At 50.2% G+C, this 22806-nt stretch carries 24 protein-coding genes and 1 pseudogene; 10 read left to right on the forward strand and 15 right to left on the reverse strand.

Translation table 11 applies throughout. From position 1 onward, the window contains the following. Positions 1 to 116 precede the first annotated feature (116 nt). Positions 117 to 1694, reverse strand: a complete 1578-nt coding sequence (murJ, locus tag J7438_RS06810; protein WP_209275945.1) for a murein biosynthesis integral membrane protein MurJ — start codon at positions 1692 to 1694, stop codon at positions 117 to 119. Continuing rightward, the gene (locus J7438_RS06815) at positions 1691 to 2038 is read right to left on the reverse strand and encodes a hypothetical protein (RefSeq protein ID WP_209275946.1); all 348 of its coding nucleotides are present in this window, start codon (positions 2036 to 2038) and stop codon (positions 1691 to 1693) included. The genes murJ and J7438_RS06815 overlap by 4 nt, the downstream gene beginning before the upstream one ends. Before the next feature lie 83 nt (positions 2039 to 2121). Here J7438_RS06815 and rpsT point away from each other — a divergent pair, with 83 nt between their 5' ends. Continuing rightward, entirely contained in the window at positions 2122 to 2391 is a 270-nt protein-coding gene (gene rpsT / locus J7438_RS06820) for a 30S ribosomal protein S20 (protein WP_209275947.1), read from the forward strand. Between the two features lie 229 nt (positions 2392 to 2620). On the opposite strand, the gene proB is transcribed toward rpsT, so the two are convergent. From proB to rplU, 4 genes are all read right to left on the reverse strand, one after another. Continuing rightward, positions 2621 to 3748, reverse strand: coding sequence for a glutamate 5-kinase (gene proB, locus J7438_RS06825; RefSeq protein WP_209275948.1), 1128 nt, complete (start codon positions 3746 to 3748; stop codon positions 2621 to 2623). Continuing rightward, the gene (cgtA, locus tag J7438_RS06830) at positions 3745 to 4944 is read right to left on the reverse strand and encodes an Obg family GTPase CgtA (RefSeq protein WP_209275949.1); all 1200 of its coding nucleotides are present in this window, start codon (positions 4942 to 4944) and stop codon (positions 3745 to 3747) included. Before cgtA ends, proB begins: the two co-directional genes overlap by 4 nt. 194 nt (positions 4945 to 5138) lie before the next feature. Beyond that, complete coding sequence (gene rpmA / locus J7438_RS06835; RefSeq protein ID WP_020581555.1) at positions 5139 to 5396, reverse strand: 50S ribosomal protein L27; 258 nt, start codon at positions 5394 to 5396, stop codon at positions 5139 to 5141. 258 nt (positions 5397 to 5654) lie between these two features. Next, on the reverse strand, positions 5655 to 5966 hold the full coding sequence (rplU, locus tag J7438_RS06840) for a 50S ribosomal protein L21 (RefSeq protein ID WP_209201329.1): 312 nt from the start codon (positions 5964 to 5966) through the stop codon (positions 5655 to 5657). 504 nt (positions 5967 to 6470) lie between these two features. Here rplU and ispB point away from each other — a divergent pair. The 3 genes and pseudogenes from ispB to J7438_RS06855 form a co-directional block, all read left to right on the forward strand. Beyond that, on the forward strand, positions 6471 to 7448 hold the full coding sequence (ispB, locus tag J7438_RS06845) for an octaprenyl diphosphate synthase (RefSeq protein ID WP_209275950.1): 978 nt from the start codon (positions 6471 to 6473) through the stop codon (positions 7446 to 7448). 259 nt (positions 7449 to 7707) lie between these two features. After that, positions 7708 to 10611, forward strand: a complete 2904-nt coding sequence (locus J7438_RS06850) for an ankyrin repeat domain-containing protein (RefSeq protein ID WP_209275951.1) — start codon at positions 7708 to 7710, stop codon at positions 10609 to 10611. Between the two features lie 69 nt (positions 10612 to 10680). Beyond that, positions 10681 to 10893, forward strand: a pseudogene (locus J7438_RS06855) (phage head morphogenesis protein); the annotation flags it as partial. Here the strand turns inward: J7438_RS06855 and galU are convergent. Together galU and J7438_RS06865 are read right to left on the reverse strand one after the other, a co-directional pair. Further along, on the reverse strand, positions 10859 to 11683 hold the full coding sequence (gene galU / locus J7438_RS06860) for a UTP--glucose-1-phosphate uridylyltransferase GalU (RefSeq protein ID WP_209201332.1): 825 nt from the start codon (positions 11681 to 11683) through the stop codon (positions 10859 to 10861). The pseudogene J7438_RS06855 and the gene galU sit on opposite strands and share 35 nt — an antisense overlap. Before the next feature lie 67 nt (positions 11684 to 11750). Then, entirely contained in the window at positions 11751 to 13118 is a 1368-nt protein-coding gene (locus tag J7438_RS06865) for a phosphohexomutase domain-containing protein (protein WP_209275953.1), read from the reverse strand. A 213-nt stretch (positions 13119 to 13331) separates the two neighbouring features. Between J7438_RS06865 and J7438_RS06870 the strand changes: the two genes are divergently transcribed. The 6 genes from J7438_RS06870 to J7438_RS06895 all read left to right on the forward strand — a co-directional run bounded on the left by J7438_RS06870 (position 13332) and on the right by J7438_RS06895 (position 19080). Beyond that, on the forward strand, positions 13332 to 13883 hold the full coding sequence (locus tag J7438_RS06870; protein ID WP_209275954.1) for a putative ATP-dependent zinc protease: 552 nt from the start codon (positions 13332 to 13334) through the stop codon (positions 13881 to 13883). Beyond that, the gene (locus J7438_RS06875; protein ID WP_209201335.1) at positions 13880 to 14467 is read left to right on the forward strand and encodes a ZrgA family zinc uptake protein; all 588 of its coding nucleotides are present in this window, start codon (positions 13880 to 13882) and stop codon (positions 14465 to 14467) included. The genes J7438_RS06870 and J7438_RS06875 overlap by 4 nt, the downstream gene beginning before the upstream one ends. A 28-nt stretch (positions 14468 to 14495) precedes the next feature. Further along, positions 14496 to 15197, forward strand: a complete 702-nt coding sequence (locus tag J7438_RS06880; RefSeq protein WP_209275955.1) for an ATP-binding cassette domain-containing protein — start codon at positions 14496 to 14498, stop codon at positions 15195 to 15197. Continuing rightward, complete coding sequence (locus tag J7438_RS06885; protein ID WP_209275956.1) at positions 15191 to 16291, forward strand: ABC transporter permease; 1101 nt, start codon at positions 15191 to 15193, stop codon at positions 16289 to 16291. The genes J7438_RS06880 and J7438_RS06885 overlap by 7 nt, the downstream gene beginning before the upstream one ends. Positions 16292 to 16441: 150 nt before the next feature. Next, positions 16442 to 17365: a hypothetical protein gene (locus tag J7438_RS06890; protein ID WP_209275957.1), complete on the forward strand. Its 924-nt coding sequence runs from the start codon at positions 16442 to 16444 to the stop codon at positions 17363 to 17365. Positions 17366 to 17874: 509 nt separating this feature from the next. Further along, positions 17875 to 19080 (forward strand): tyrosine-type recombinase/integrase, encoded by a 1206-nt coding sequence (locus tag J7438_RS06895; RefSeq protein ID WP_209275958.1) that lies wholly within the window; start codon positions 17875 to 17877, stop codon positions 19078 to 19080. On the opposite strand, the gene J7438_RS06900 is transcribed toward J7438_RS06895, so the two are convergent. From J7438_RS06900 to J7438_RS06930, 7 genes are all read right to left on the reverse strand, one after another. Beyond that, positions 19067 to 19288 (reverse strand): helix-turn-helix transcriptional regulator, encoded by a 222-nt coding sequence (locus tag J7438_RS06900; protein WP_209275959.1) that lies wholly within the window; start codon positions 19286 to 19288, stop codon positions 19067 to 19069. The two genes, J7438_RS06895 and J7438_RS06900, sit on opposite strands and share 14 nt — an antisense overlap. A 345-nt stretch (positions 19289 to 19633) precedes the next feature. Next, positions 19634 to 19858 carry a hypothetical protein gene (locus J7438_RS06905; RefSeq protein ID WP_209275960.1) on the reverse strand — a complete coding sequence of 75 codons (225 nt, stop codon included), beginning with the start codon at positions 19856 to 19858 and terminating at the stop codon, positions 19634 to 19636. Between the two features lie 104 nt (positions 19859 to 19962). Next, entirely contained in the window at positions 19963 to 20175 is a 213-nt protein-coding gene (locus J7438_RS06910) for a hypothetical protein (RefSeq protein ID WP_209275961.1), read from the reverse strand. 330 nt (positions 20176 to 20505) lie between these two features. Next, positions 20506 to 21375 (reverse strand): DNA cytosine methyltransferase, encoded by an 870-nt coding sequence (locus J7438_RS06915; RefSeq protein WP_209275962.1) that lies wholly within the window; start codon positions 21373 to 21375, stop codon positions 20506 to 20508. Between the two features lie 79 nt (positions 21376 to 21454). Next, positions 21455 to 21793, reverse strand: a complete 339-nt coding sequence (locus J7438_RS06920; RefSeq protein WP_209275963.1) for a Lar family restriction alleviation protein — start codon at positions 21791 to 21793, stop codon at positions 21455 to 21457. A 44-nt stretch (positions 21794 to 21837) separates the two neighbouring features. After that, on the reverse strand, positions 21838 to 22086 hold the full coding sequence (locus tag J7438_RS06925) for a helix-turn-helix domain-containing protein (protein WP_209275964.1): 249 nt from the start codon (positions 22084 to 22086) through the stop codon (positions 21838 to 21840). Positions 22087 to 22168: 82 nt separating this feature from the next. Continuing rightward, positions 22169 to 22783: a hypothetical protein gene (locus tag J7438_RS06930; protein ID WP_209275965.1), complete on the reverse strand. Its 615-nt coding sequence runs from the start codon at positions 22781 to 22783 to the stop codon at positions 22169 to 22171. Between the last annotated feature and the right edge of the window lie 23 nt (positions 22784 to 22806).

Here is a 22806-nt window from a genome sequence, read left to right on the forward strand (position 1 = left end):
TTCCTGTATTCAACCATTGTTGAAAAAATGTTGACGATAAAGCCGGGCAGTATACCCCAGCAGGTTCCACGGGTCACTGAGTTGGGAAAGCAGCCGGGAAAATTATGGAAAAACAGTTAATGCCTGAATTGCCCGGGCCTGACACCACTGAGTAAAAGCACACCGATGTAAACCGCCAATCCGGACAGGACCAGCAGGCCAGTCTGGGATACTCGCTCCCATAGTGACCAGGCCAGCCATTGTTCAATATCTTCGGCCAGCCAGATCAGCGTCGCCGCCATCGCCAGGTTAGCAGCCAGCAGCCGGGCAAAATAAACCAGCCAGCCACTGGCAGGCTGATAAACCCGGGACCGTCGCAAACCACGATACAGCAAGCCCGCATTCAGAAAAGCCGACATAGTTGTGGCCAGTGCCAGCCCGGCATGTTGCAGGGGGAATACCAGAATCAGGTTAAACACCATATTCGCAACCATCGCGATAATGGCAATTTTTACCGGCGTTTTGGTGTCCTGACGGGCAAAATAACCAGGTGCCAGCACTTTGATCAACATGAAAGCAATCAAGCCAAGAGAGTAGGCCTGCAAACTCATGGCGGACATCAGTACATCACGGTCCGTCATCTCGCCATAGTCAAACAGGGTCGCGATTAATGGCCCGGCCAGAATAAACAGCGCAACTGCCGCCGGTACACCAATCAGCAATACCAGACGAATAGCCCAATCCAGTGTTCTGGAGAAATGCCCATCGTTTGCTTCCGCATGCCTGGCCGAGAGGCTGGGCAGAATCACCGTGGCAATGGCGATACCAAACACGCCCAGTGGCAGCTCGGATAAGCGGTCAGAGTAATACAGCCAGGAGACACTGCCGGTTTGCAGGAAAGAGGCCAGCACCGTATCCAGCAGCAGGTTGATCTGACTGACAGAAACCCCGAACAGCGCCGGCACCATCAGTGTCATGATTCTACGGCTGCCCTCATGTTGAGGCCCCCATTGAGGCATGGGCAGAAGGCGAATCTGCAATAGAAATGGCATCTGCAGCAACAGTTGGGAAATACCCGCAATCGCTACTCCCCAGGCCAGCGCCATAACCGGCTGATCAAAATAGGGCGTTAGCAGAAGCGTTGAGCCAATCAAACTCAGATTCAGCAACACGGGAGTAAATGCCGGTACCGCAAATCGCCCGTAGGTATTCAGGATTGAGCCCGCCAGCGCCGTCAGGGAAATCAACAGCAGGTAAGGAAAAGTAATCCGCAGCATGTCACCGGCAAGCGCCAGTTTTGCCGGTTCATTGATAAAGCCCGGCGCAAACAGCCGGATCAATATCGGAGCCGCCAAGACACCCACAACCGTCACCAGCAGCAATATCCCTGCCAGGGTTCCACTTACGCGGCTGACCAGTTCGCGGACATCGTCAAAGGTTCGTTTAGAACGATATTCCGACAACACCGGCACAAAGGCCTGAGAAAACGCCCCTTCAGCAAACAGGCGACGAAGAAAATTCGGGATTTTGAACGCCACAAAAAAGGCATCCGCTGAGGCTGTCGAACCAAAGTAGCCAGCAACCACCACATCCCTGGCCAGACCGAGTACCCGGGAGAGCATGGTCATTATCCCCACCACCAGGCTGGATCTCAGCAATCCGGATTTTTTCGATTCAGGCTGATTGGCTGGCGGGCTGTTATCGGAATCACTCATGTTGCAATTGAATGTAAAAGCATAAGAATAAACAGCCAATCATATCCAAGGTAATTGCGATTGCCACATATATTGTGAAAATCGCTGGTTTTGCCCAAAAACAGTGTCACCTCCCGGACCGTCAAAAAACGCCACAGTCCGGCAGATTTAAAGCCCTGCAGGCAGTATGCCGTATTGACAAGGCCGGCCTGAGTCGGCATAGTTCGGCGGCTAAATAGCCTTGAGCCAGATACAGCCTTGAGCCAGGTATAGCCCTGAGCTGGATAAAGCCCTGAGCTAAATGAAAGTGGGATATGGGCTGACAATGTCTTACCCGGGGCATTGCCAGTAACTGCGGCAAACACCTGTCCCGCTCAAGTTCCATGCAGGGTGCCCCAAAGCCGCCCTGAGACAACCCGAACGAAATTGAATTTCCAGGAGCACCGAAATGGCAAACTCTCCTTCTGCACGCAAGCGCGCCCGTCAGGCTGAAAACCGTCGTCAGCACAACGCCAGCCTGCGTTCCATGGTTCGCACTTCTATCAAGAAGGTGATCAAGGCGATCGACACCAGAGACGTTGAAGCCGCTAAAGCTGCCTTCACTGCAGCAGTGCCTGTGATCGACCGCATGGCCGACAAGGGCATCATCCACAAGAACAAGGCTGCTCGTCACAAGAGCCGTCTGAACGCTCAGATCAAGGCCCTGGTAACTGCCTGAGCCCCGCTGAGACAGACAACCACTGCGCGTTGTCAGGATACAAAAAACCGGCGTTTGCCGGTTTTTTTATGCCTGTCAGTTAAGGACTGCCCTGAAATAACTTCCACATTTCCGATGCTATCCAGCCAGGAAAGAATTTTGCCACGGAGACACGGAGTCACGGAGGAAACGATTTCTTCTGTTCTCCGTGACTCCGTGGCAAAAAGAGGAAGTTATTCCGGGACAATTACTAAGACGCAAACACCATATTATCCCGGTGCAGCAACTCAGGCTCTCGCTGATAGCCAAGTAGCGCCTTAATCTGATGACTGGGCTTGCCAATTATGCGTTCCGCTTCACTGGCACCGTAATTGATCAACCCCCGAGCCACTTCATTACCGTTTTCATCCAGGCAGGTGACCATCTCACCACGCTGGAAGCGGCCTCTCAGCGCTTTTACCCCTACCGGCAACAGGCTCTTACCCTGTTCCTTCAGTACCCGGACAGCACCGGCATCCAGCACCAGTTCACCGGCGGTTTTCAGATGCCCCTGGAGCCACTGCTTGCGTGCCGCCATTGGCTCCTGGTCCGGAAGCAGCAGGGTCCCCAGCTCTTCACCGGCAAACACCCGGGTAATCACACTGTCCGCACGACCACCAACAATCACCGTCGCACAGCCGGAGGCAGCCGCCTGGCGGGATGCGCGCAACTTGGTTTGCATGCCACCACGCCCCAGGCGACCACTGCCACCACCCGCCATGGCATCCAGGGACTCATCCCGGGCACGCACTTCATGCATCAGCCTGGCATCAGGGTTGGTTCTTGGGTCGGCGGTAAACAGGCCATCCTGATCCGTCAGAATCACCAGAACATCCGCTTCCACCTGGTTGGCCACCAGCGCTGCCAGCGTATCGTTATCGCCAAAGCGAAGTTCATCAGTCACAACCGTGTCATTTTCATTGATGACCGGTACCACCCCCATTTCCAACAGGGTTTTCAGGGTACTCCGGGCATTCAGGTAACGTCGGCGATTACTGTGGTCATCGTGAGTCAACAGTACCTGTGCAGGCTGCACACCGTACTTCTGAAAACCAACCTCCCAGGCCTGCACCAGACGGGCCTGACCCACCGCCGCCGCTGCCTGCAGCTGATGCAGCGCTGTTGGCCGCTCCATCCAGCCCAGCTTTTCCATGCCGGCCGCAACCGCACCGGAAGAGACCAGCACGACCTCCACGCCCTGATCACGCAGCTGGCACATCTGCGTCACCCAAGCGTCCATGCGATCAAGATCCAGACCCTGACCTTCATTGGTTAACAGCGCACTGCCAATTTTGATCACCCAGCGCCGGGCTGCCTGCAAGCGGTTGCGTTCACTCATACGTAGAACACCTCGACATCATGATCGTCATCATCGTCGTCGTCATCGTTATCCGCTGCTTTTTTTGCCGCCCGACGAGCACGACGCTCTTCGGCCAGCTCCCGCATACGCATGCGAGCCTCCGATTCCATCTTGCTCAGCCGCTCTTCTTCCTGTCTGGCCAGCTCTGCATCTTCACTTTGTTCCAGCGTTCGCTCTTCGATAAAACTCATGATGTTCTGACAAAGAATCCCGGTGCCCAGACCAGCAATAGCGGATGTCTGGTAAACAGGGCCAGTCCAGTTCAGCTCCTTGATAATATGCTGGCAGACAGCTTCACGCTGATCGTCGGGCAGCAAATCGACTTTATTCAACACCAGCCAGCGATCCCGGTTCGCCAGGGTTTCACTGAACTGTTCTAATTCATGAATGATCGCCTTGGCAGACTCCGCCGGATCGGTGTCATCATAAGGTGCCACATCAACAAGGTGCAGCAGAATACGGCATCGGGCCAAATGCTTGAGGAAGCGAATACCGAGGCCAGCCCCCTCAGCAGCGCCCTCAATCAGACCGGGAATATCGGCAATAACAAAGCCACGATGACGATCCACCGCCACCACACCCAGATTTGGAACCAAGGTAGTAAATGGATAATCAGCCACCTTTGGCCGAGCCTGGGATACGGCACGAATAAACGTAGACTTGCCCGCATTGGGCATACCCAGCAGACCTACATCGGCAATCACCTTAAGCTCAAGGCGCAGATCCCGGCGCTCGCCTTCAGAACCCGGGCTGGTCTGTCTCGGCGCACGGTTGACACTGGATTTGTAACGGGTATTCCCCAACCCATGGAAGCCACCCTGGGCGACCTTGACGCGCTCACCAACATGGGTCAGATCGCAGATAACTTCTTCCGTCTCGTTATCCACAACCGTGGTGCCCACCGGCACTTTCAGCTCGATATCCGCACCTTTGGCACCGGTACAGTTACGGCCCCGACCCGGCTCACCGTTCTGTGCCTGGTAGTGCTTCTGGTAGCGGTAATCCACAAGGGTATTCAGGTCATTGTCAGCAATCACATAGATGCTGCCACCATCACCACCGTCGCCACCATCGGGGCCGCCTTTTTCAATAAATTTTTCACGGCGAAAGCTCAGGCAGCCATTACCACCTTTACCCGCCTGAACCGTGATTGTCGCTTCATCTACAAACTTCATTGCGCCACTCTCCTGCAACCATAATTGCAGCGTAACCAGTCATCTGCCAATGCCTGCAGGTAAACCCTTAATAGATTTCAGGGCTTACCTGTAGGCACTGTCCGGCCAATAGATAAACAAAAGCCCCGCGATAGCGGGGCTTTCAGGGTGAGCCGTCAGCAATCATCAGATAATCACTGACAGCCAGAACGCCATTATGCAGCAGCTACGCTGACATACTTACGCTTTTTAGGACCCTTCACTTCAAACACGACTTTACCGTCGGCCTTGGCGAACAGGGTGTGGTCCTTACCGATGCCTACGTTAGCACCAGCGTGGAACTTGGTACCACGCTGACGAACGATGATGGCACCCGCCTGGATAGCCTGACCACCAAAGATTTTGACACCAAGGCGTTTACTTTCTGAATCGCGACCGTTGCGGGTACTACCGCCAGCTTTTTTGTGAGCCATCTTGCTCTCCTTTTATCCCGGACCTGTCGCCGGCTACCACACCAGAGACCGTCCCAGGAGGCTGTCCGAGAATAGACTGCCCTACTGCGGCGACAGCAAATTGGTCTAAAAATTCGCTTTTGTTCGGCAAATAGCCCCGCTATTCACCTCACAAAACCGAATTTTTATCCTCAATTTTCTGCCGTCCTCGCTACGGGCGCTATTCTCGGACAGCCTCCAGAAGTATTCAACAGGTTAAAAAAAACCTGTCAGCAATAATTAACCGGCAATTCCGGTGATCTTCAGCTCAGTGAACCACTGACGATGGCCCATCTGCTTGCGGTGATGCTTACGACGCTTGAACTTGATGATCTTGATTTTTGGACCACGGCCATGGCTGACAACTTCAGCAGTAACCTTGGCACCTTCAACCACTGGAGCACCAACTTTCAGTTCTTCGCCATTGGCGATCATCAGAACGTCGTTGATTTCCAGACTTTCGCCAGCGGCGTTGCTCAGTTTTTCTACCTTCAGGATTTCTCCTTCGGTAACGCGGTACTGCTTACCACCAGTTCTGATAACTGCGTACATGATTTGATCTCCGAAAATCCTTAAGAGCCTCTTTGTCAAAGGCATCCACCGACCCTGGAAAGGCATGGTGGAATTTTTAGCTATCTAAAAACCACTTCTTTTGAAGCTGACGGCTATTAAAGAAGCTGACGGCTATTAAAGAAGCTGACGGCTCCAACAAGACCAGTACGGCCTTTCAGTTACCATCAGGGATGGGCGGCACCTCATGAGCTGAAGGGCAGCTGAAACCAGCTATTGATCAGCAATCCATGACAAAGCGGCACACCGCACCGGATTCTCAGATAGGGGCGCAAATTTTAAGGGAGTCAAGCCTCACTGGCAAGACCTGTTGGCATTTTATCCTGCCCTGCCCGGTGAAAGGGGTCAGGAGGCCTGCTGCCTGTTTCGCCGAAATAAGTAAGCACCCTGCAAAGACCCTGTATAAGTGCCTTCATCACCGGCTGCTATTGACAGTTGCAGTAGCACTAAATACGATGCCCAATTTCGCCCCACCAAATAAGCCAGATGCCGGACAAACAACAAGCCTCTTTTCAGATCGCAGTCCACGACGATTTCCGCAGGGTGAACGAGTGCATTCACGAGCAGTTGCACTCTGACGTCGCCCTGGTCAGCAAAATCAGTGAATACATCATTAAGTCCGGTGGCAAGCGGCTACGCCCATTGCTGGTACTGCTGACTGCCCGGGCCTGCGGTTACAATGACTACAACCATGTGCCACTGGCCGCCATTATTGAATTCCTGCACACCGCCACCCTGCTGCATGACGATGTAGTGGATCAGTCAGACCTGCGCCGTGGCAGAGACACGGCGAATGCCCTGTGGGGCAACGCGCCCAGCGTTCTGGTGGGTGATTTTCTCTATTCCCGCGCATTCCAGATGATGGTAGGGCTGGAGAGCTTCAAGCTACTGCATATTCTGGCGGACGCCACCAATGTCATTGCCGAGGGTGAGGTTATGCAGCTGATGAACATCAATGATGCTGATGTTACCGAAAATGACTACATGGAAGTCATTCGCTGCAAAACCGCCATGCTGTTCCAGGCCTCCAGCCAGACGGCTGCCGTGCTGAGCAAAGCCAGCCCGGAACTGGAAAAAGATATGGCTAACTACGGTAATTACCTCGGCATTGCCTTCCAGCTGGTGGATGATCTGCTGGACTATGAGGGCGATTCTGAAACCATGGGTAAAAACCTCGGGGATGATCTGGCAGAAGGCAAACCGACATTGCCGCTGATTTACACCCTGAAACATGGTACCAGCGAACAGAAAGCGCTGGTTAGGGAAGCGATTGAGCAAGGTGGCCGGGACAATATTGCAGCCGTTGTGGAAGCGGTTCGCAGCTGTGGAGCACTTCAGTACACTGCGGCTAAAGCCCGGGAATACACAGCCAAGGCAAAACGCTGCCTGAACCTGCTACCTGAAGGCGAGTATCGCAATGCTATGGCGGACCTTGCGGACTTTGCGGTTGTCAGAAGCTGTTAGGCAGCATTTATTACAAGACAAACCCTTGCAAGCGAAGGGGCCGGTATTTTGTGAATACCGGCCCCTTTTTTTATGGCTGGGCAGGTTCGCCGCCACCTTCAGAAAGATATGGCCCCGGTTTTCAGGATTGGTGTCGCATCCAACGAAAGCTATCCCTGCGGCCATGGCTCAGGGGTGATCATCAATCAGATCAATGCAAACCATTTACATGCAACTTTTCCACTATTTTGCAATCAAATATGTCCAAAACAAATAGGACATGGATAAATTCATGCTTTCGTTAAATACAGAAATCAACTCGATACTTTTCCAACCCTGGCAACCAGATACTGCTTATGAAAAGCCACCAATACCAACGGTTGCCCAGCACCCAGAATATATTGAATTGCCCGGGGTTCATTGTTACGAGGAACTGGAAACCCATGCTGCCTTTCCTGAGATAAAAGCCCGTTTCCTGAATGATATTGAGGAGATGAAACAACTGGTACACCCCTACGTTAATCATCAATACGATATATCAATAGATATTTTTCATGAGAAACTGGAATCACCGCCTGAACATCTTAAAAACAGCCTGCTCGCCCTGTATCGTGAGACACGCTTCCAGATTCGACAGCTAGTCATTCAGCTCAGGGATCAACAACACGATCCAAATGTTGACAACCAAAATTACATCGCAGGGATACTTCATGACTGCCTGAGCGACATTCAGGAGTGCGCTCCCGGTATTCACGGCCGCTTTACCCGGAGTTTTCTTAATTTGGAAGCCTCCTGGGGAGGGCTGGGCGGGAAGCTCTTCAAGGTCAGGAGTGAGCTGTTTGATCAATTTATCCAGTCTTTCCTGCTTGAGCTGCAACGGGAGAGGTTGGTTGATATATCACCAGGCATCGAGGTTCACTGGGAACACAGCTTGCACAATCTTTTCTGTGAGCCTCTGGGGCTTCCTCATATCGTTGACCCACTGGCACCGACCAATCTGGGTGATGACCTTACCCGGCGATTTCTTGCTGCTGCACCACTGTCAGTCAATGCCTGTACCATCCTGCGTAAACTCTCGTCCGGGTGGTCTGACCAGCTCAGTGCAACCCTGAAAAAACTGGGCGTGCAGGCATGGGAAACCGACGTTATTGCTCCCTTTGAACTGACTTCAGAGAGAACGGGTACGCTTGAAAGCACGCTCTTTAAACCGGTCAATCATCTACTGCAAACAAGCGAAGAACAGTCCCTTGATCTCAGGGCCGTCATCGAAGAAACAGGCAATGGCAACTATTACCTTGGCCGGTATCGGGAAAAGTTACTGGCCTGGGTGGCCAGCCATTTCTGTGAATCATCGGCCCAGGTGTTCGCTACTATTCCTGCAGGTGTCGATTCGGCCTGGCATATCGGCACCATCAACCAGCTTTTCTTCTGGGTATTTAATCATGACCAGTACTTGCCAACGGGGCTGCCGTGTACTTTTGAGGCGAATAATCACACCACTCTGACATTGCCTCATTTAATCTCCATTGACTTCTCAACCTGGCCTGAAACCACCATTTATGCCCTGCTCACCCAGGCAATGGAGCAAACCGATAAGGCCTGGCATATTGCCTCGTTTTTCCTGCAACACACCACCATCGAACAGCTTGGTAAAATACCAGCGATGGTGACCAGGGCACTTGCCAACCAACTCAGTGACAAGCTGATTAAACACGATGACACTTTTAAAGAAACGTTATACCAATGTGTAGTTGATCATTTTGCCTCTGGTACAACTTTCATTACTCCAGGCGTACTGGACTGGCTGATCGATACACCTCTGCTGAAACCGGTTTTATTGGGACTTCAACAACAGGGAATAAATGTTTTGTCAATCACATCACGCCTGGCCAGCTGGCAGGTCTCTGATTTTTCCCACGAGGATATCAAAAAGTTACTGACACCCAATGATTGTCGGCGACTGTTCAAAAAGGCACTTATTCTGAGGCAGGCAGAAACCCTGTCCAATCTTCTGTTAACCGGTCATTGTGATCAATTGACCAGCTTCTTGAACGATGAACTGGGCAACCCCCTGACGTGCTTTGCAAGTTCCGGTAATTTGCCTGGATTGGAATACCTGTTGAAACTCGGCAACCCGCAGGTTAACCAGAAAAATATCGATGGCTCGACGCCCCTGCACATCGCTGCCGAAAACGGGCATGTAGCGTTCGTCAGGGCGTTACTGGCCATCAACGGCATTGACGTCAATGTGAAGGATAACGATGGCTTGACGCCCCTGCACTGTGCTGCCTCACAAGGCTACGTAGTGTGTGTCAGGCCGTTATTGACCGCCGATGGCATTGACGTCAATGTGAAGGATAACGATGGCTTTACGCCCCTGCACTGTGCTGCCTCACAAGGCCACGTAGTGTGTGTCAGGCCGTTATTGACCGCCGATGGCATTGACGTCAATGTGAAGGATAACTACGGCTTGACGCCCCTGCACTGTGTTGCCTCACAAGGCCACGTAGTGTGTGTCAGGCCGTTATTGACCGCCGATGGCATTGACGTCAATGTGCAGAATGACGATGGCTATACGCCCCTGTACTGTGCTGTCGCACAAGGCCACGCAGAGTGCATCAAGGCATTACTGACCGCCGAAGACATTGACGTCAATGTGAAATCGTCTTCAGATTTTACGCCCCTGCACTGGGCTGCCATACAAGGTCATGCAGGGTGCATCTCGGCGTTATTGACCGATGACCGCATTGACATGAATGTGACGACTGAAGAAGGCTTCACGCCCCTGAACTGCGCTGTCCAATTTGGCCATACAGAATGCGCCATGGTGTTATTGGACGCCAAAGGCATTGATGTCAATATGGCACCATCTGGGAACTTTACGGCCCTGCACTGGGCCGCCATAAAAGACAACGTAGAATGCATCGCGCTTTTATTGAACGCCACAGGCATTGACGTCAATGCGAAAACAACCAAGGGTTTCACGCCCCTGCACTGCGCTGCCCAATTTGGCCAGGCAGGGTCCATCAAAGCGTTACTTAAAGCTCCCGGCATTATCATCAGTATAAAAAGTAACGGCGGCTTGACGCCCCGGGACGCCGCCCGCAAAGAAGGCCATGCAGAGTGCGAAAGACTGCTGACTCCACTTTTTCCAGATCCGGAATTTGGCTCTGGTAATCGATAGCCGAAAATCTGAGCTTACGCCAATGCGGCTGGCTGATTTCATGTTTTCAAAGTTTCCTCCAGAGCCAACAGCAAAACTGCCCCCTATTTGATGTATGGCACCGTGGAAGAGCACCACACCCGGGCAGAGCATCAGCAGCACCGCCCGGTAGACGCCCCACTCTGGCAGACCCACTATCCACCCAATGGCTGGAATTGCCGATGTGGTGTGATTCAGCTGACCAAAGAGGAGATTGAGCGAACCTTTTTTAACGGTACAAATGGTCGTAACAATAGTTGGTAGCCTCAATAAAGCCCTCAATACTGCCACAGTCAAAACGCTCACCCTTGAACTTATAAGCCATGACACAGCCTCGCTGCGCCTGAGCCATCAAAGCATCCGTAATCTGAATCTCGCCACCCTTACCCGGCTGGGTATCATGAATCAGGTCAAAGATGTCCGGTGTAAGAATATAGCGGCCAATGATAGCAAGATTACTGGGCGCATCTTCTCTGGCGGGTTTTTCCACCATATTCTCAACCCGGATCAGATCTTCTGAAATGTGCTGGCCAGCGATCACCCCATATTTATGCACTTCATCTTCCGGCACTTCCTGCACCGCAACAATACTGCAACGGAACTGCTTATAGAGTTGCGCCATCTGGGCCAGAACGCCGGGCCCTCCGAGATTGATGCAGAGATCATCCGCCAGCACCATGCCGAATGGCTGGTCGCCAATCAGCGTCTGCCCGGTTAATACCGCATGGCCAAGTCCCTTCATCTCACGCTGACGGGTGTAGGAGAAGGTACACTGATCGATCACGCTGCGGATATCGGACAGCAGGCTTTCCTTGTCCGTACCGGAAATCTGATGCTCCAGCTCGTAGTTCACATCAAAGTGATCTTCCAGCGAGCGCTTGCCCCGTCCGGTGACAATGCAGATATCCGACATACCGGCCTGCAGTGCCTCTTCAACGCCATACTCAATCAGCGGTTTGCTGACGATAGGCATCATCTCTTTGGGCATGGACTTGGTGGCTGGCAGGAACCGGGTACCATAGCCTGCTGCCGGAAAAAGGCATTTCTTGATCATTTAAGGCTCTTTATTTATCCAACTCAAATGAAGAGACTGCTCCTTAATGAGCAGTCTCTTGAAAATATCAGTCACGAATCAGCTTCAGCAGCTCGGCAGTTTTTTCCTGCATCAACACCTCATCGCCACGACTTTCTACATTCAGACGAATCACTGGCTCGGTATTGGACAGTCGCAGGTTAAAGCGCCACTGCCCCATATCCAGGGAGATGCCATCGGTGTTATCAATTTCCAGCGCATCTTGCTGATAGTGTGCCAGCACACGCTCTATAGCGGCCTGAGGATCTGTCAATTGGCTGTTAATTTCACCAGACGACGGGAACATGGCGATGCGTTCACTGACCAGCGCTGACAAAGGTTGACCCTTTCTGGAAATCAACTCAGCGACCAGCAGCCAGGGAATCATGCCGGAGTCACAATAGGCAAAGTCGCGGAAATAATGATGGGCACTCATCTCGCCACCATAAACCGCATCTTCCCGGCGCATCCGCTGCTTGATAAAGGCGTGACCGGTTTTGCACAGCACCGGTTCACCACCCGCCGCTTTTACCTGATCGATGGTGTTCCAGGTCAGCCTGGGGTCATGGATGATTTTTGCCGCAGGGTTGTGGGCCAGGAATGCCTCCCCCAATAACCCGACAATATAATACCCCTCGATAAACTGTCCTTGCTCATCAAACAGGAAGCAGCGGTCGAAGTCGCCATCCCAGGCAATGCCCATACCGGCCTGATGTTCCAGAACGGCGTCTACCGTCGTCTGACGACACTCTGGCAGTAAAGGATTAGGAATACCCCGAGGGAAGCGACCATCCGGCTCGTGCAGGATTTTGATAAACTCTACCGGCACACCGGCCGCCCGGAATCGTTCCTCGATAGCATCCACCACATGCCCTGCTGCACCGTTACCGGCATTGACCACCAGTTTCATCGGCTTGAGACTGTCAGCCTGGATATACCCCAGAACGTGGCTGATATAATCATCCAGAACAGAGATTTTCTTGTAACCGCCCCGTTGTGCCGCAGACTCCCCAAACCGGTTCTCTTCTGCCAGCTGCTGAATCTCCCGCAAGCCGTTATCACCACTGATGGGTTGCGCACCGGCCTGCACCAGTTTCATACCGTTGTAGTCAATGGGGTTGTGACTGGCCGTCACCTGAACTCCGCCATCAACCCCCAGGTGGAATGTGGCAAAATAGATCTCTTCGGTACCGGACAGGCCAATATCCAGCACATTGACCCCGGCATCACGCAGGCCTTCAGACAATGAGTGTTTCAGGGCTTCACTGGTCAGGCGGCTATCGCCACCAACAACGACATCCTTCGGTTTAAGGTGCTCGCCATAGGCCCGCCCTATGCGGTAAGCAATATCTTCATTAAGTTCATCCGGCAGGCGGCCACGGATATCGTATGCCTTGAAGCAGGGAAGCTTGGTCATTTCTCGGTCGCAACGGAAATTAAAAGTCTGTATTTAACTACGAATTCCCTTAAATAGACAAACTGTGTCGGATAAAAAATGCCTGCATGTTAAACGACAAGGCAATACATCAATCACAAAGCCTTTGTGGAGAAAGCCACCCATCAAATCGTCACCTAAATAGCCGATAGCTTTCAGATAAATGCTGAACAGAGTAAAGCGGTTATCAGAGTTATGAACAGGGCCATCAAATCCCCATCCACGCAGCCATCAGGACGGCTGTTACGGTTCATTACCGTGGTCTTCTTTTCGGGTTTGTCGCTGTCGCCCCCGGTAGCCAGCCAACCCTGCACCGCTAACGGTCGACCACTGTTTGGCTATCTGGAAAACGCCACGCTGGTCAATATAAATCAACATAAGGTCGCATCATTGGTTGACAGTGGTGCGACAACCACGGCCCTGGATGCCCGTAATATCCGCATGCATATTAAAAGAAATGGCTATCGCTGGGTTTACTACGATTTCGTTCACCGGGAAAGCCGCCAGAAAACCCCCATGCATCAACCGGTCAGCCGGGTAGCCAGAATAATCACCCATAAAGGTGCGCCCAGTGAGCGAGCGGTTGTCCGAAACACCGTAAAAGTAGGCCGGATTACCCGGATTGTAGAAATGTCCTTAATCAGTCGCAGCAATTTTCCTCAACAGTTATTGATTGGTCGCAACTTTCTCAACGATACCGGACTGATTGATGCTGGAAAGCGATACCTTCAGGAACGCTGCCCATGAACATTCACCACAAAGCAGTGACTGCCTGCCTTATACTGAGCCTGACCGTCGCGATAACGTCAAGCCATGGGAAAGACCGCGCCATTGGACAAAATATCCATCGGGCTTATGAACCAGCATCCATGCTGCTGGATGTTAACCTGCAACAGGATACCCTTAACCTGTTCCTCTCCATCTCCCCGGAGGCCGCGAGCACGATCACAACACTACCGCCCGGTGCTCTGGCCCGGTCTCTGCAAGAATTTACCCCTCTGGTTACCCTCCCGGACGATGCGCAGTGTCGGCAAACGCAAAAGCAGTTTCTTGTTGAACCGGAAGACAGCCCTGATCTCAAGGCGGAATTGCTGGCAGCACAGCTCAGTGAAATCAACGGCTATCTCGAATATGAATGTCAGCACCCGGAAAACCTGTCTCACTTCACATTCCTGGCTTTCGAGGCAATACCTGATTTAAAACACACCAGCGTCTGGCTGGTCAGTGACAACTGGCAAAGTAAACAGCAGCTAAGTCAGAAACAGCAGGAGGTTCAGTTGCAGAAACAACCAGCAAAGAGTGATTTCCTTCCGGATTTTTTTAACGATTAAAAAGCTGTGTATTGAAAGAGGGCCATGTATGAGTCAGGCAGTTACCGTAGAAAAGCTTGAATTAAGCAGAGGAAAGCAAAGCTGCCTGTCGATACCACTGTTTACGGTAAAGAACGGTGAACGCCTGCAGATTACCGGGTTGAACGGCTCTGGCAAGACCACGCTACTGCAACTGCTGACCGGGTTACTCCTACCCGACGGTGGCAGAATTGACATACTTGGCCAGCAGATTGACAGCCTGTCCAGATCCGAACGGGAAACCTTTCGAGCCGGACAGGTGGGCTACATTTTCCAGCAGCCAATATTGATTCCCTATCTGAATCCACTGGAAAATATTTTACTACCCTGTCGTTTATCCAGGTGGCGCCAGCAGCGACTGGCAGACCGGAAAACCACGGCGAATTACGAGGCCTACCAGCTGATGGCCGCACTCAACATGGAGAACCCCGAACTCCTGCGCCAAAGCACCGGTATGCTGAGCACTGGTCAACAACAACGGGTCGCTATTGCCCGGGCTCTGATCGGCTCTCCCCCGCTGATTCTGGCCGATGAAGCCGCATCAGCACTGGACCCGCAGGCGCGAACAACCCTGTATGACATGCTGCTGAAAAGCACCAGAGAACATGCACAGACATTGATTTGTGTTGACCATACCCCTTACCCGGGATTTGACCGCTGTATTGATATGTCAGACATCAACCATTCACAACAGGTGGCCAGGCTATGGTAAACATCAACTGGCTCAGTACTGCATTACTGACCTTCCAGCATGCCATGAAGAGCATGAACTATCGGAAAAAAAACACGCTGACCATGCTGCTGGTTCTGGCCTTTGGCTTTTACCTTGTGTTTCTGTTTAAAGGTATCAAGCAACAAATGATTGAAAGTATTGATCGCTATTCACTGGAAAGCGACCTGATCATCAGTAAAGAAACACCGGCCATGCCCCTGGTTCTGTTCTCGCTATTCCATGTGGGCTCACCACCACCACAAATGAGCCTGAGCCTGCTGAATAAGCTGATAAGCCACCCGGAGATTGAATACGCCATTCCTTATGCCTATGGCGAAACCCATCGGGGAATCACCGTTATTGGTACCAGCGCCAAAGGGATTGCGCGATTGACTCGACATTCAGCCAACCCTGCAAATCACCCGATGGCTGCTTATATCGGGATAAACATCGCCAATACCCTTGGTTACCAAGTCAACGATCAGATAACCATTGGCGATGGCAGCGAACCAGGGCCAGAACAAGAGTACAAAGAGCTATTTACCATCGCTGGTGTTTTGCCACGGCAGAATACCCATCAGGATGACAGTATCTATATCCCGATTGAAGGTTTGATAACCGCAAGAAAATCATACGTAAAAGGCAATACGCCGAGCTGGTCAAGTCCTGATGATATCTCTTTTATCGATATCAAACTGCAGGACCGTATGGCCCTTCTGGCGCTTGAAAAAAGCCTGACTCAATCAGCCACGGAACAAGGCCTGGCGATAACCGCCGCGATGCCAGCCAGAGAACTGGAGCTACTTTATAACTATCTGAACAGGGCAGCGGTCAGTCTGATATTCATATCGTTTGTCACGCTCGGGTTGTGCCTGCTGACCCTTTTTTATGCATTGACCCGCAACCTCCAGGAACGAAAACAGGAAATACAGCTTTATCAGACGCTGGGAATGAGCCAGACCTGCATCATTGTTATGGCCCTGCTTGAGCCTTTGTTAATTATCTCCAGTGCTCTTGCCCTGGGTTTCATTGCCAGTGCAATGCTGTCAGCCCATACCGCTGATTTTTTCCTGATAAAATGGTTAATAAATTAACTTGGTTAATATCGCTAAGCTGGGAAGGCAATAAATGGAACTTTTCCATACAATCCGGATCTAATGGAGTTAAACATAGTATTTACCAAACACGTTGGAAGATTTCATTCCGAATTGATTAGCGGAGAAATTTCCACCCGGAGTGTTAGAATGCCCGCACAAGTTGTCAACAGGCTACCAAACATAGCCTTACTTCTGTTTCTGACCATTTTTATCACTTATCCGCAGCTTGATTATGCCAGTAGCCATACCGGATTTCCCGGGCAAAGTTATAGCAGCTACTCTCTGCCGATCGACTACCGGCATATGGCGTTGTTTCAGCTTAAGCTCAATCGTTACTACTACCCTTCCCGTTCAGGTAACCCCGACAATATACATATTGAACACACCCATCATCATTCACACCTGGGATGGTGGGATGGCCCGTTTTTCGGGAGAGGCTATACCATTGACAACGATTCTTCCTTCAGTGAACGGGTGTCAGACGGGCTGATTGGGGTCGCGGTGGTGCTGACAGTCATCGCTGTAGCCGCAGCATCCATCTACTCAGTGGTCCATGCAACCTCGCCCTATCTGGGCGCTGCCAGCCTGACATCGATTGAACTCCCGGAAGACTCACCCTGGAAAATTACGGATTATAAAGTTGCACATGGTGGAGCGATACGGTACTCAGATTTAGCCTTCAACGAAGACGCCATGATCAACGCCAGAGAACAGGAAATGTTCGACCGGCAGCAAATGAAGCAAGGCCGCTTTCTTCTCGTTGACCAGGAGAACTGGTGGGGTATTGTCGATTACCCTGTAGACGTTGACGTAACCTTCACCCACTTTGATGACGTTTCAGGCGAAGCCACTGAACAGGTAACGGTGAATGTGCAACGTAAAGTCACCAACGGCATGAAAGCCGGAACCATTTTGCCACGGGTTGTCCACAGGACTCAAAACCAGCAGAAGTATCAACTGGCCACCAGAATGGATTATCCGGCATGGTTCAATTTTTCCAACTGGTATCATCAGCCAGCTCGTATAATGATTGATTTCAAGCCCTCTGGCCCGTTGACACCTCACGACTGACTATCATCGCTTGCCAATTCAGCGAGTTTAAAATCCAGTCCGGTATTTGTTTTTTAAACCACAGAATCACCGGACTGACCGCCAGCCTACTTGCAGTCATCCCCCCGATTTGGATAATTCACCCAAATTTTGATTATTTTCTTATTTTGTACACACCCCTTCTTTGCGGTAGGCACCTGTGTACAGAGATACGTACACAATCTGGAACCCGCTCATGCCTCCAACAACGTCACCACTTCTCCGGGAAGTTGAAGCCAGACGCACTTTTGCTATCATCTCCCACCCCAATGACAGCCTGTGAGTCGCAAGTCCACAACTTGCGACAAATGACTTTTAAAATCACTCCAAAACCCTTGTTTTTCCTGCTGTAAATTTCCAAACGGTGTTAACGTAGCCGCCAAGCTGAGACATGCTAACCTGAGCGGAGTCACAAGAATTTTGTACAAATCTATGTACAAAAAACCGGATTTTCAGGCTCAAAAAACATTTGTACACATGAGGTGAAATGAATGTCGCTCACGGATGCATGGCTTAAGGCCAACCATAAAAAAAATAGGGAAAAGTCTGATGTAAAGACAGATGGTGATGGCCTCAGTGCCAGAGTCTCACCAAAAGGAAAAATCACCTGGCAACTGCGCTACCGGTTCAACGGTAAAGCAGATCGTGCTGATATCGGCAGCTATCCGAACCTGTCACTAAAAGAGGCCAGAAGAGAATCCGAACGATTGAAAGGGCAACTGGAGAAAGGCTTCAACCCGAAAATTGTTCTTAAGATGGAAAAACAGGCCATTATCACGGCCACCTCACTGGCGAGTCTTTATGAGCTATGGCATGAGAGCTACTGCAAAAAGAACAAAGCCAACCACCAGGACATCAAACGATCCTTCGAGATCCATGTATTTCCAACCATCGGCACATTACCGGCAAAAGAAGTCACCCTGCACCAGTGGCTGGCAATTCTTGAAGGACTGGCTGATAACATTCCTTCCATCGCTGAAAGGGTTCTAACCAACGCCAAGCAGATGCTGAAATTTGGTGTGAAGCGGCACTTGTTGGAAAACAACGTGCTGGCTCATATCAATGCGGTCGAAGATTTGTCTGTTCGGAAAAACGTCGATACCCGCTCACTCAAGCCTCAAGAAATCCAACAGGTCTGGGAAGCTATCGAACTTTCACGCATGGCCACCAAAAACAAACTGTTCCTGAAACTGTGTTTAGTCTTTGGTTGCCGTAATGGTGAGTTGCGGATCAGCGAGAAAAAGCACTTTGATCTGGAAAACCGGCTCTGGATCGTACCACCCGAAAATCATAAATTGGGCAAGCTCACCAGCAACCCACTTACCAGACCCATCATTCCTGAAATCATCCCACTGATTGAACAGGCCATACTGCTCTGTGATGGCAAATACCTGTTCACCAACTCCGGCAGTAAAGAGGTAATGGGTAGAAGGGCACCGCTCGCCCTGCCCTACAACATCATGCAGTGGCTGAGGAAAAATCGAAAAGTGGAGATGGAACACTGGTCGGTGCACAGCCTGAGAAAAACCGCCAGAACCAACTGGTCTACGCTGACAGAACCCCATGTGGCTGAAATCATGCTTGGCCATAAGCTGCCTGGGGAGTGGCAAGTCTATGACCATCATCTGTATATAGAAGAGCAGGCCGAAGCCTACTCAAAGTGGTGGACAAGGTTGATGGAGTTCACTGCCCGGTAGGTGCAAACTTATTTTCCCATGCCAACACATCGTTTTCAGCCCAACGGTTGGAGCTGCCACAATGCTGAAGCCTGGGCTTAGGGAACGGGTTCTTTTCCCGTTTCATCCAACGGTAAATGGTTCTGTTGGAACAACGAAAGCGGTCTGCCAGTTCCGCAGTCGTCAGGTATCTGGTAACGGGTTCAACCCGTAAAACAACTTTTTCCATTTGCTCGAGCCTTTCAGTTAACCGGCTGCCACCGGTGCTTAGAGGTACAAAAGTAACGTCACTTATACGAACTGTGTTCGTATAAGAATGTGTTATGCGTCTTCGCAGTTATCCGGTTCTGAATTGTATTTAGCTTTATATCCGCACTGAGTACACTCAAAAACGCCAAGCTCATAAGTATCAACGTCTTGCTCTTCGCATCCATTGGGGCATTCAATGAACCATCTTGTTTCCATTTTGACTTTTACTGTTTCCATTTTTTGTTAATCTCTCTCTGGTTCCTGGTTCTCGCCTAACAACGGCTTTCAACGGACTGCGCCGTTGAAGCCGGGGTTATGCGTTTTATCAGGATTCAACTCCCATCCATTCGTTTCTCTGCTCATCTATACGAGTCAGCGCATGGATCATTAGCTCTTTTGCTGAGCTAAAGCCGGGAGCTACATATTTTTTTGTGTGACTGTTGAATACTCGCCATCTATCATGTTCTGGAGCATTACTGTTTTTCGCCAGGTGTAAATTGTCCGGCATAAGCTCAAGTAGTTCCGCTGTTGTCATTTCGTGATATTTCATAATCAAAATTCCTTTGAATCGAGTTGTCATCTAAAAGCCTACAAGCGGCATCGTGCCAAGCGCATAACAACAGCTTCGCGCGGACTGCGCCGCACAAGCGGGGGTTATCTGCTTAGTTCGTCTTCCAGCATGTGAAGCTGTTTTGCTATCGAGTCACAAAGCTTTAGTATTCTCTCTCTACGAACGTCACTGACTTGTTGAGAGAAATGAATACCTGAGCCGTGACACAAACCTTTGGCGGACATATCTCTGATATTCCAGTAGGTCATTTTTTCAGCGTCGATATTGACCTTTCCATCATGCACCTTAGCTTCCATATTGACTCCACTGAAAATCGGTCTTGTTTTTCGGTTTTGCCTGATAAAGTTCAGGTCTGGCTTTCATGTATTTGTATAGTTTGTACATATTGCGAGAGAACAAGCGGCAAGTTTCAGGGTCTTTTGATTCCATTGAATGAAGCCTCCACCACAAGGCGTTCAATCTGTATGTTTCAGGCTTTTTTGCCTTATCTCGCATTCTGCTAACACTGATCATGGCTTCTCTGACTGGTGTCACTTGTTGCCTCCTAGCTGTCGCAGATAACAATAAATTCCATGGGACTCTCACTGCGTTCGAGCCCCTGAATTAAAGGGTTAAGCCGCTTTAGCTTACTTCATATAACGCTTCATTTCTTTTCCAATCCATTCACCCACCGGGACAGAAACACCGTTTCCGATCTGGCGGTAAGCCGCTGTCTCGGAACCCGGAAACTTGAATGAATCAGGCAATCCCTGAAGCCTGGCGTACTCTCTGACTGAGTAAGGTCTGACTCCCAGGGGAAACCTTTTATCTTTAATCAATCGAGTGCTTTTATCTTTTGCATAATGAGCAACGCAGGTTGGCGAAATGTCACCGTTTGCCGGGTCAGAAATAATCGGCAAGTCTCTATAGGCTCCAGTCATTCTGGCCTTAATTGCTTTTGGTAGTGTTACCTTTGGCTCACTTTCCACAATATCAGCCAACCTCACAGGCTTTGTATTCTCTGGCGGCCTGATACTGAAATTGCGACGAGTTCCTACAATGATCAATCTGTTTCGTCTTTGTGGCAGCCACTTTTCAGACTGGATAGGGCAGAAGACTTGAACATAGTAATCAGGCATCTTTGTCATAGCTTCCATTACAATAGGGAAGGCTCTCATACCCGGGACATTTTCAACCACGTAAAATTCAGGCCGGGCAATCGCAAGGTGCCGCAGAGCGTGTAAAAACAATTCGTCGCCTGTTCTGGTTTTATGAATATCGGCAATGGTTGAATATTTGGTGCATGGGTAAGTGAATACCATTCCATCACAACTATCCTGTTCCATTACTAATTGCTCTGTAATATCCACCTGCTTGATATGGTTGCCCAGGTTAACCCGATATGTATTGCAGGCATCTTTGTCCATTTCAAATGATTGGCTTATTTCTATGCCGGCATTCAGCAAACCAACATCCATTAAACCTGCGCCGCAGAAATAGCTATTAACTGTTACCATCCTTTATTCCTCAAATCCGTGCCAATCGCAGCTTAACAACCCGTTCTTGCGGACGCCTACGGCGCCGCAAAACTCAGGGTTAAATGCCTTCTTCAATAGCTTTACGCAATTCAAAGCAGTGATCTTCATAACCTGCCTCCTGAATTGCATCCCAAGCCTTACCCAATAATGACTTCAACCTTCTTATTTCAATATTGAAAGCTGCTTGCTCACAGTAATTTTCACAAGGTGCAGCCCGTTTTGTTGGAACTCTGGAGTTCCACATTTTTGCAAGTTGATCTTTATCGGCGAGGTAATCAAAACCGCCTCGACAAACTGAACAATCAATCCTTGCTCTGCCCAGTGGGTCTTGCCTGCTGCACTCAATTAATTGAGCCTTGCTTCCACAAAAAGGACAGTCTTTTAATTCAATACCCATAGCTTCCAGCCCTCATTCATCAGCATTTAACAACACATTCAAGTTTACCCCCCAGTCACCAGTAATCGTTCCTTCATATATCCCCTGCTAAAACAAATCGCCAATGCTTCCGCTGGAGTTCTGGCACCCAGTCGCTCTTTGGCAAACCGGAGATGAATTTCAATGGTCTTATGGCTGACAGAGAAAGCACTGGCGATTTCCCTTTGAGTTTTGCCTTCAGCCAACCAGAGCAGCACATTGGCCTGAGAGGGTGTCAGGTCTTCGCATTCAAGGGTGTATCTTGGGCTGTGCATTTTATTCACCTTTAGATTCCCATGCTGAGGCATGGGAACCAGAATTAAATAAGGCATTTGAGAAGGTTTTCATCCCAAACAATTAAGCTGCATCAACTTCTTTCAAAGAATCGTTCCATTCCTGAATTACCTTCTTCACCTCCCATTCTTTTACTTCAGTCATTTCTGACGGTGGTTTCCAAAGCAGAGCATCAAGCGACATGCTGCTACGCTTCCTAGCGTCTTTATCCTTTTTGTATTGCTCAATTACTTCCGGATCTTCGTCATACCAGGGAACAGTGACATAAAGCTCCATTGGTTCAGATGGAATCACAACCAAAGTTGCAGAGTAAGCGTAACCGCCTTGAATGATTCTTGGCCCACTATACAAACCAACGGCTTTTAAACAGTCATCTACCGATTGCGTCTTTATTGACTCAATCGCCTGAGCGATCTCTTTACCTTCCTTACAGTTCTTTTTTGGATACCAACCATCATTGGTATTTTTATTCCTTTTATAGATTCTCTGATCTGGAGAATTCTTGAAGGTCATCGCAACCAACCGATGACCTACGACATAATAAGTTTCTTCTGCGCCCAGTTTATTCAGCAGGGCAACATACTCTTTATTTGCAGCATCATTTGTCGACCGACATTCTTTTACAGCTTCAATCAATGCACCGCTGGTGACTTTGAAGTATCGAGTGTATTTATTCATATTACCGTTCCTCAATGTTTTAA

This window comes from Thalassotalea sp. G20_0 (genome assembly GCF_017744175.1).
Lineage (GTDB): Bacteria > Pseudomonadota > Gammaproteobacteria > Pseudomonadales > Endozoicomonadaceae > Endozoicomonas.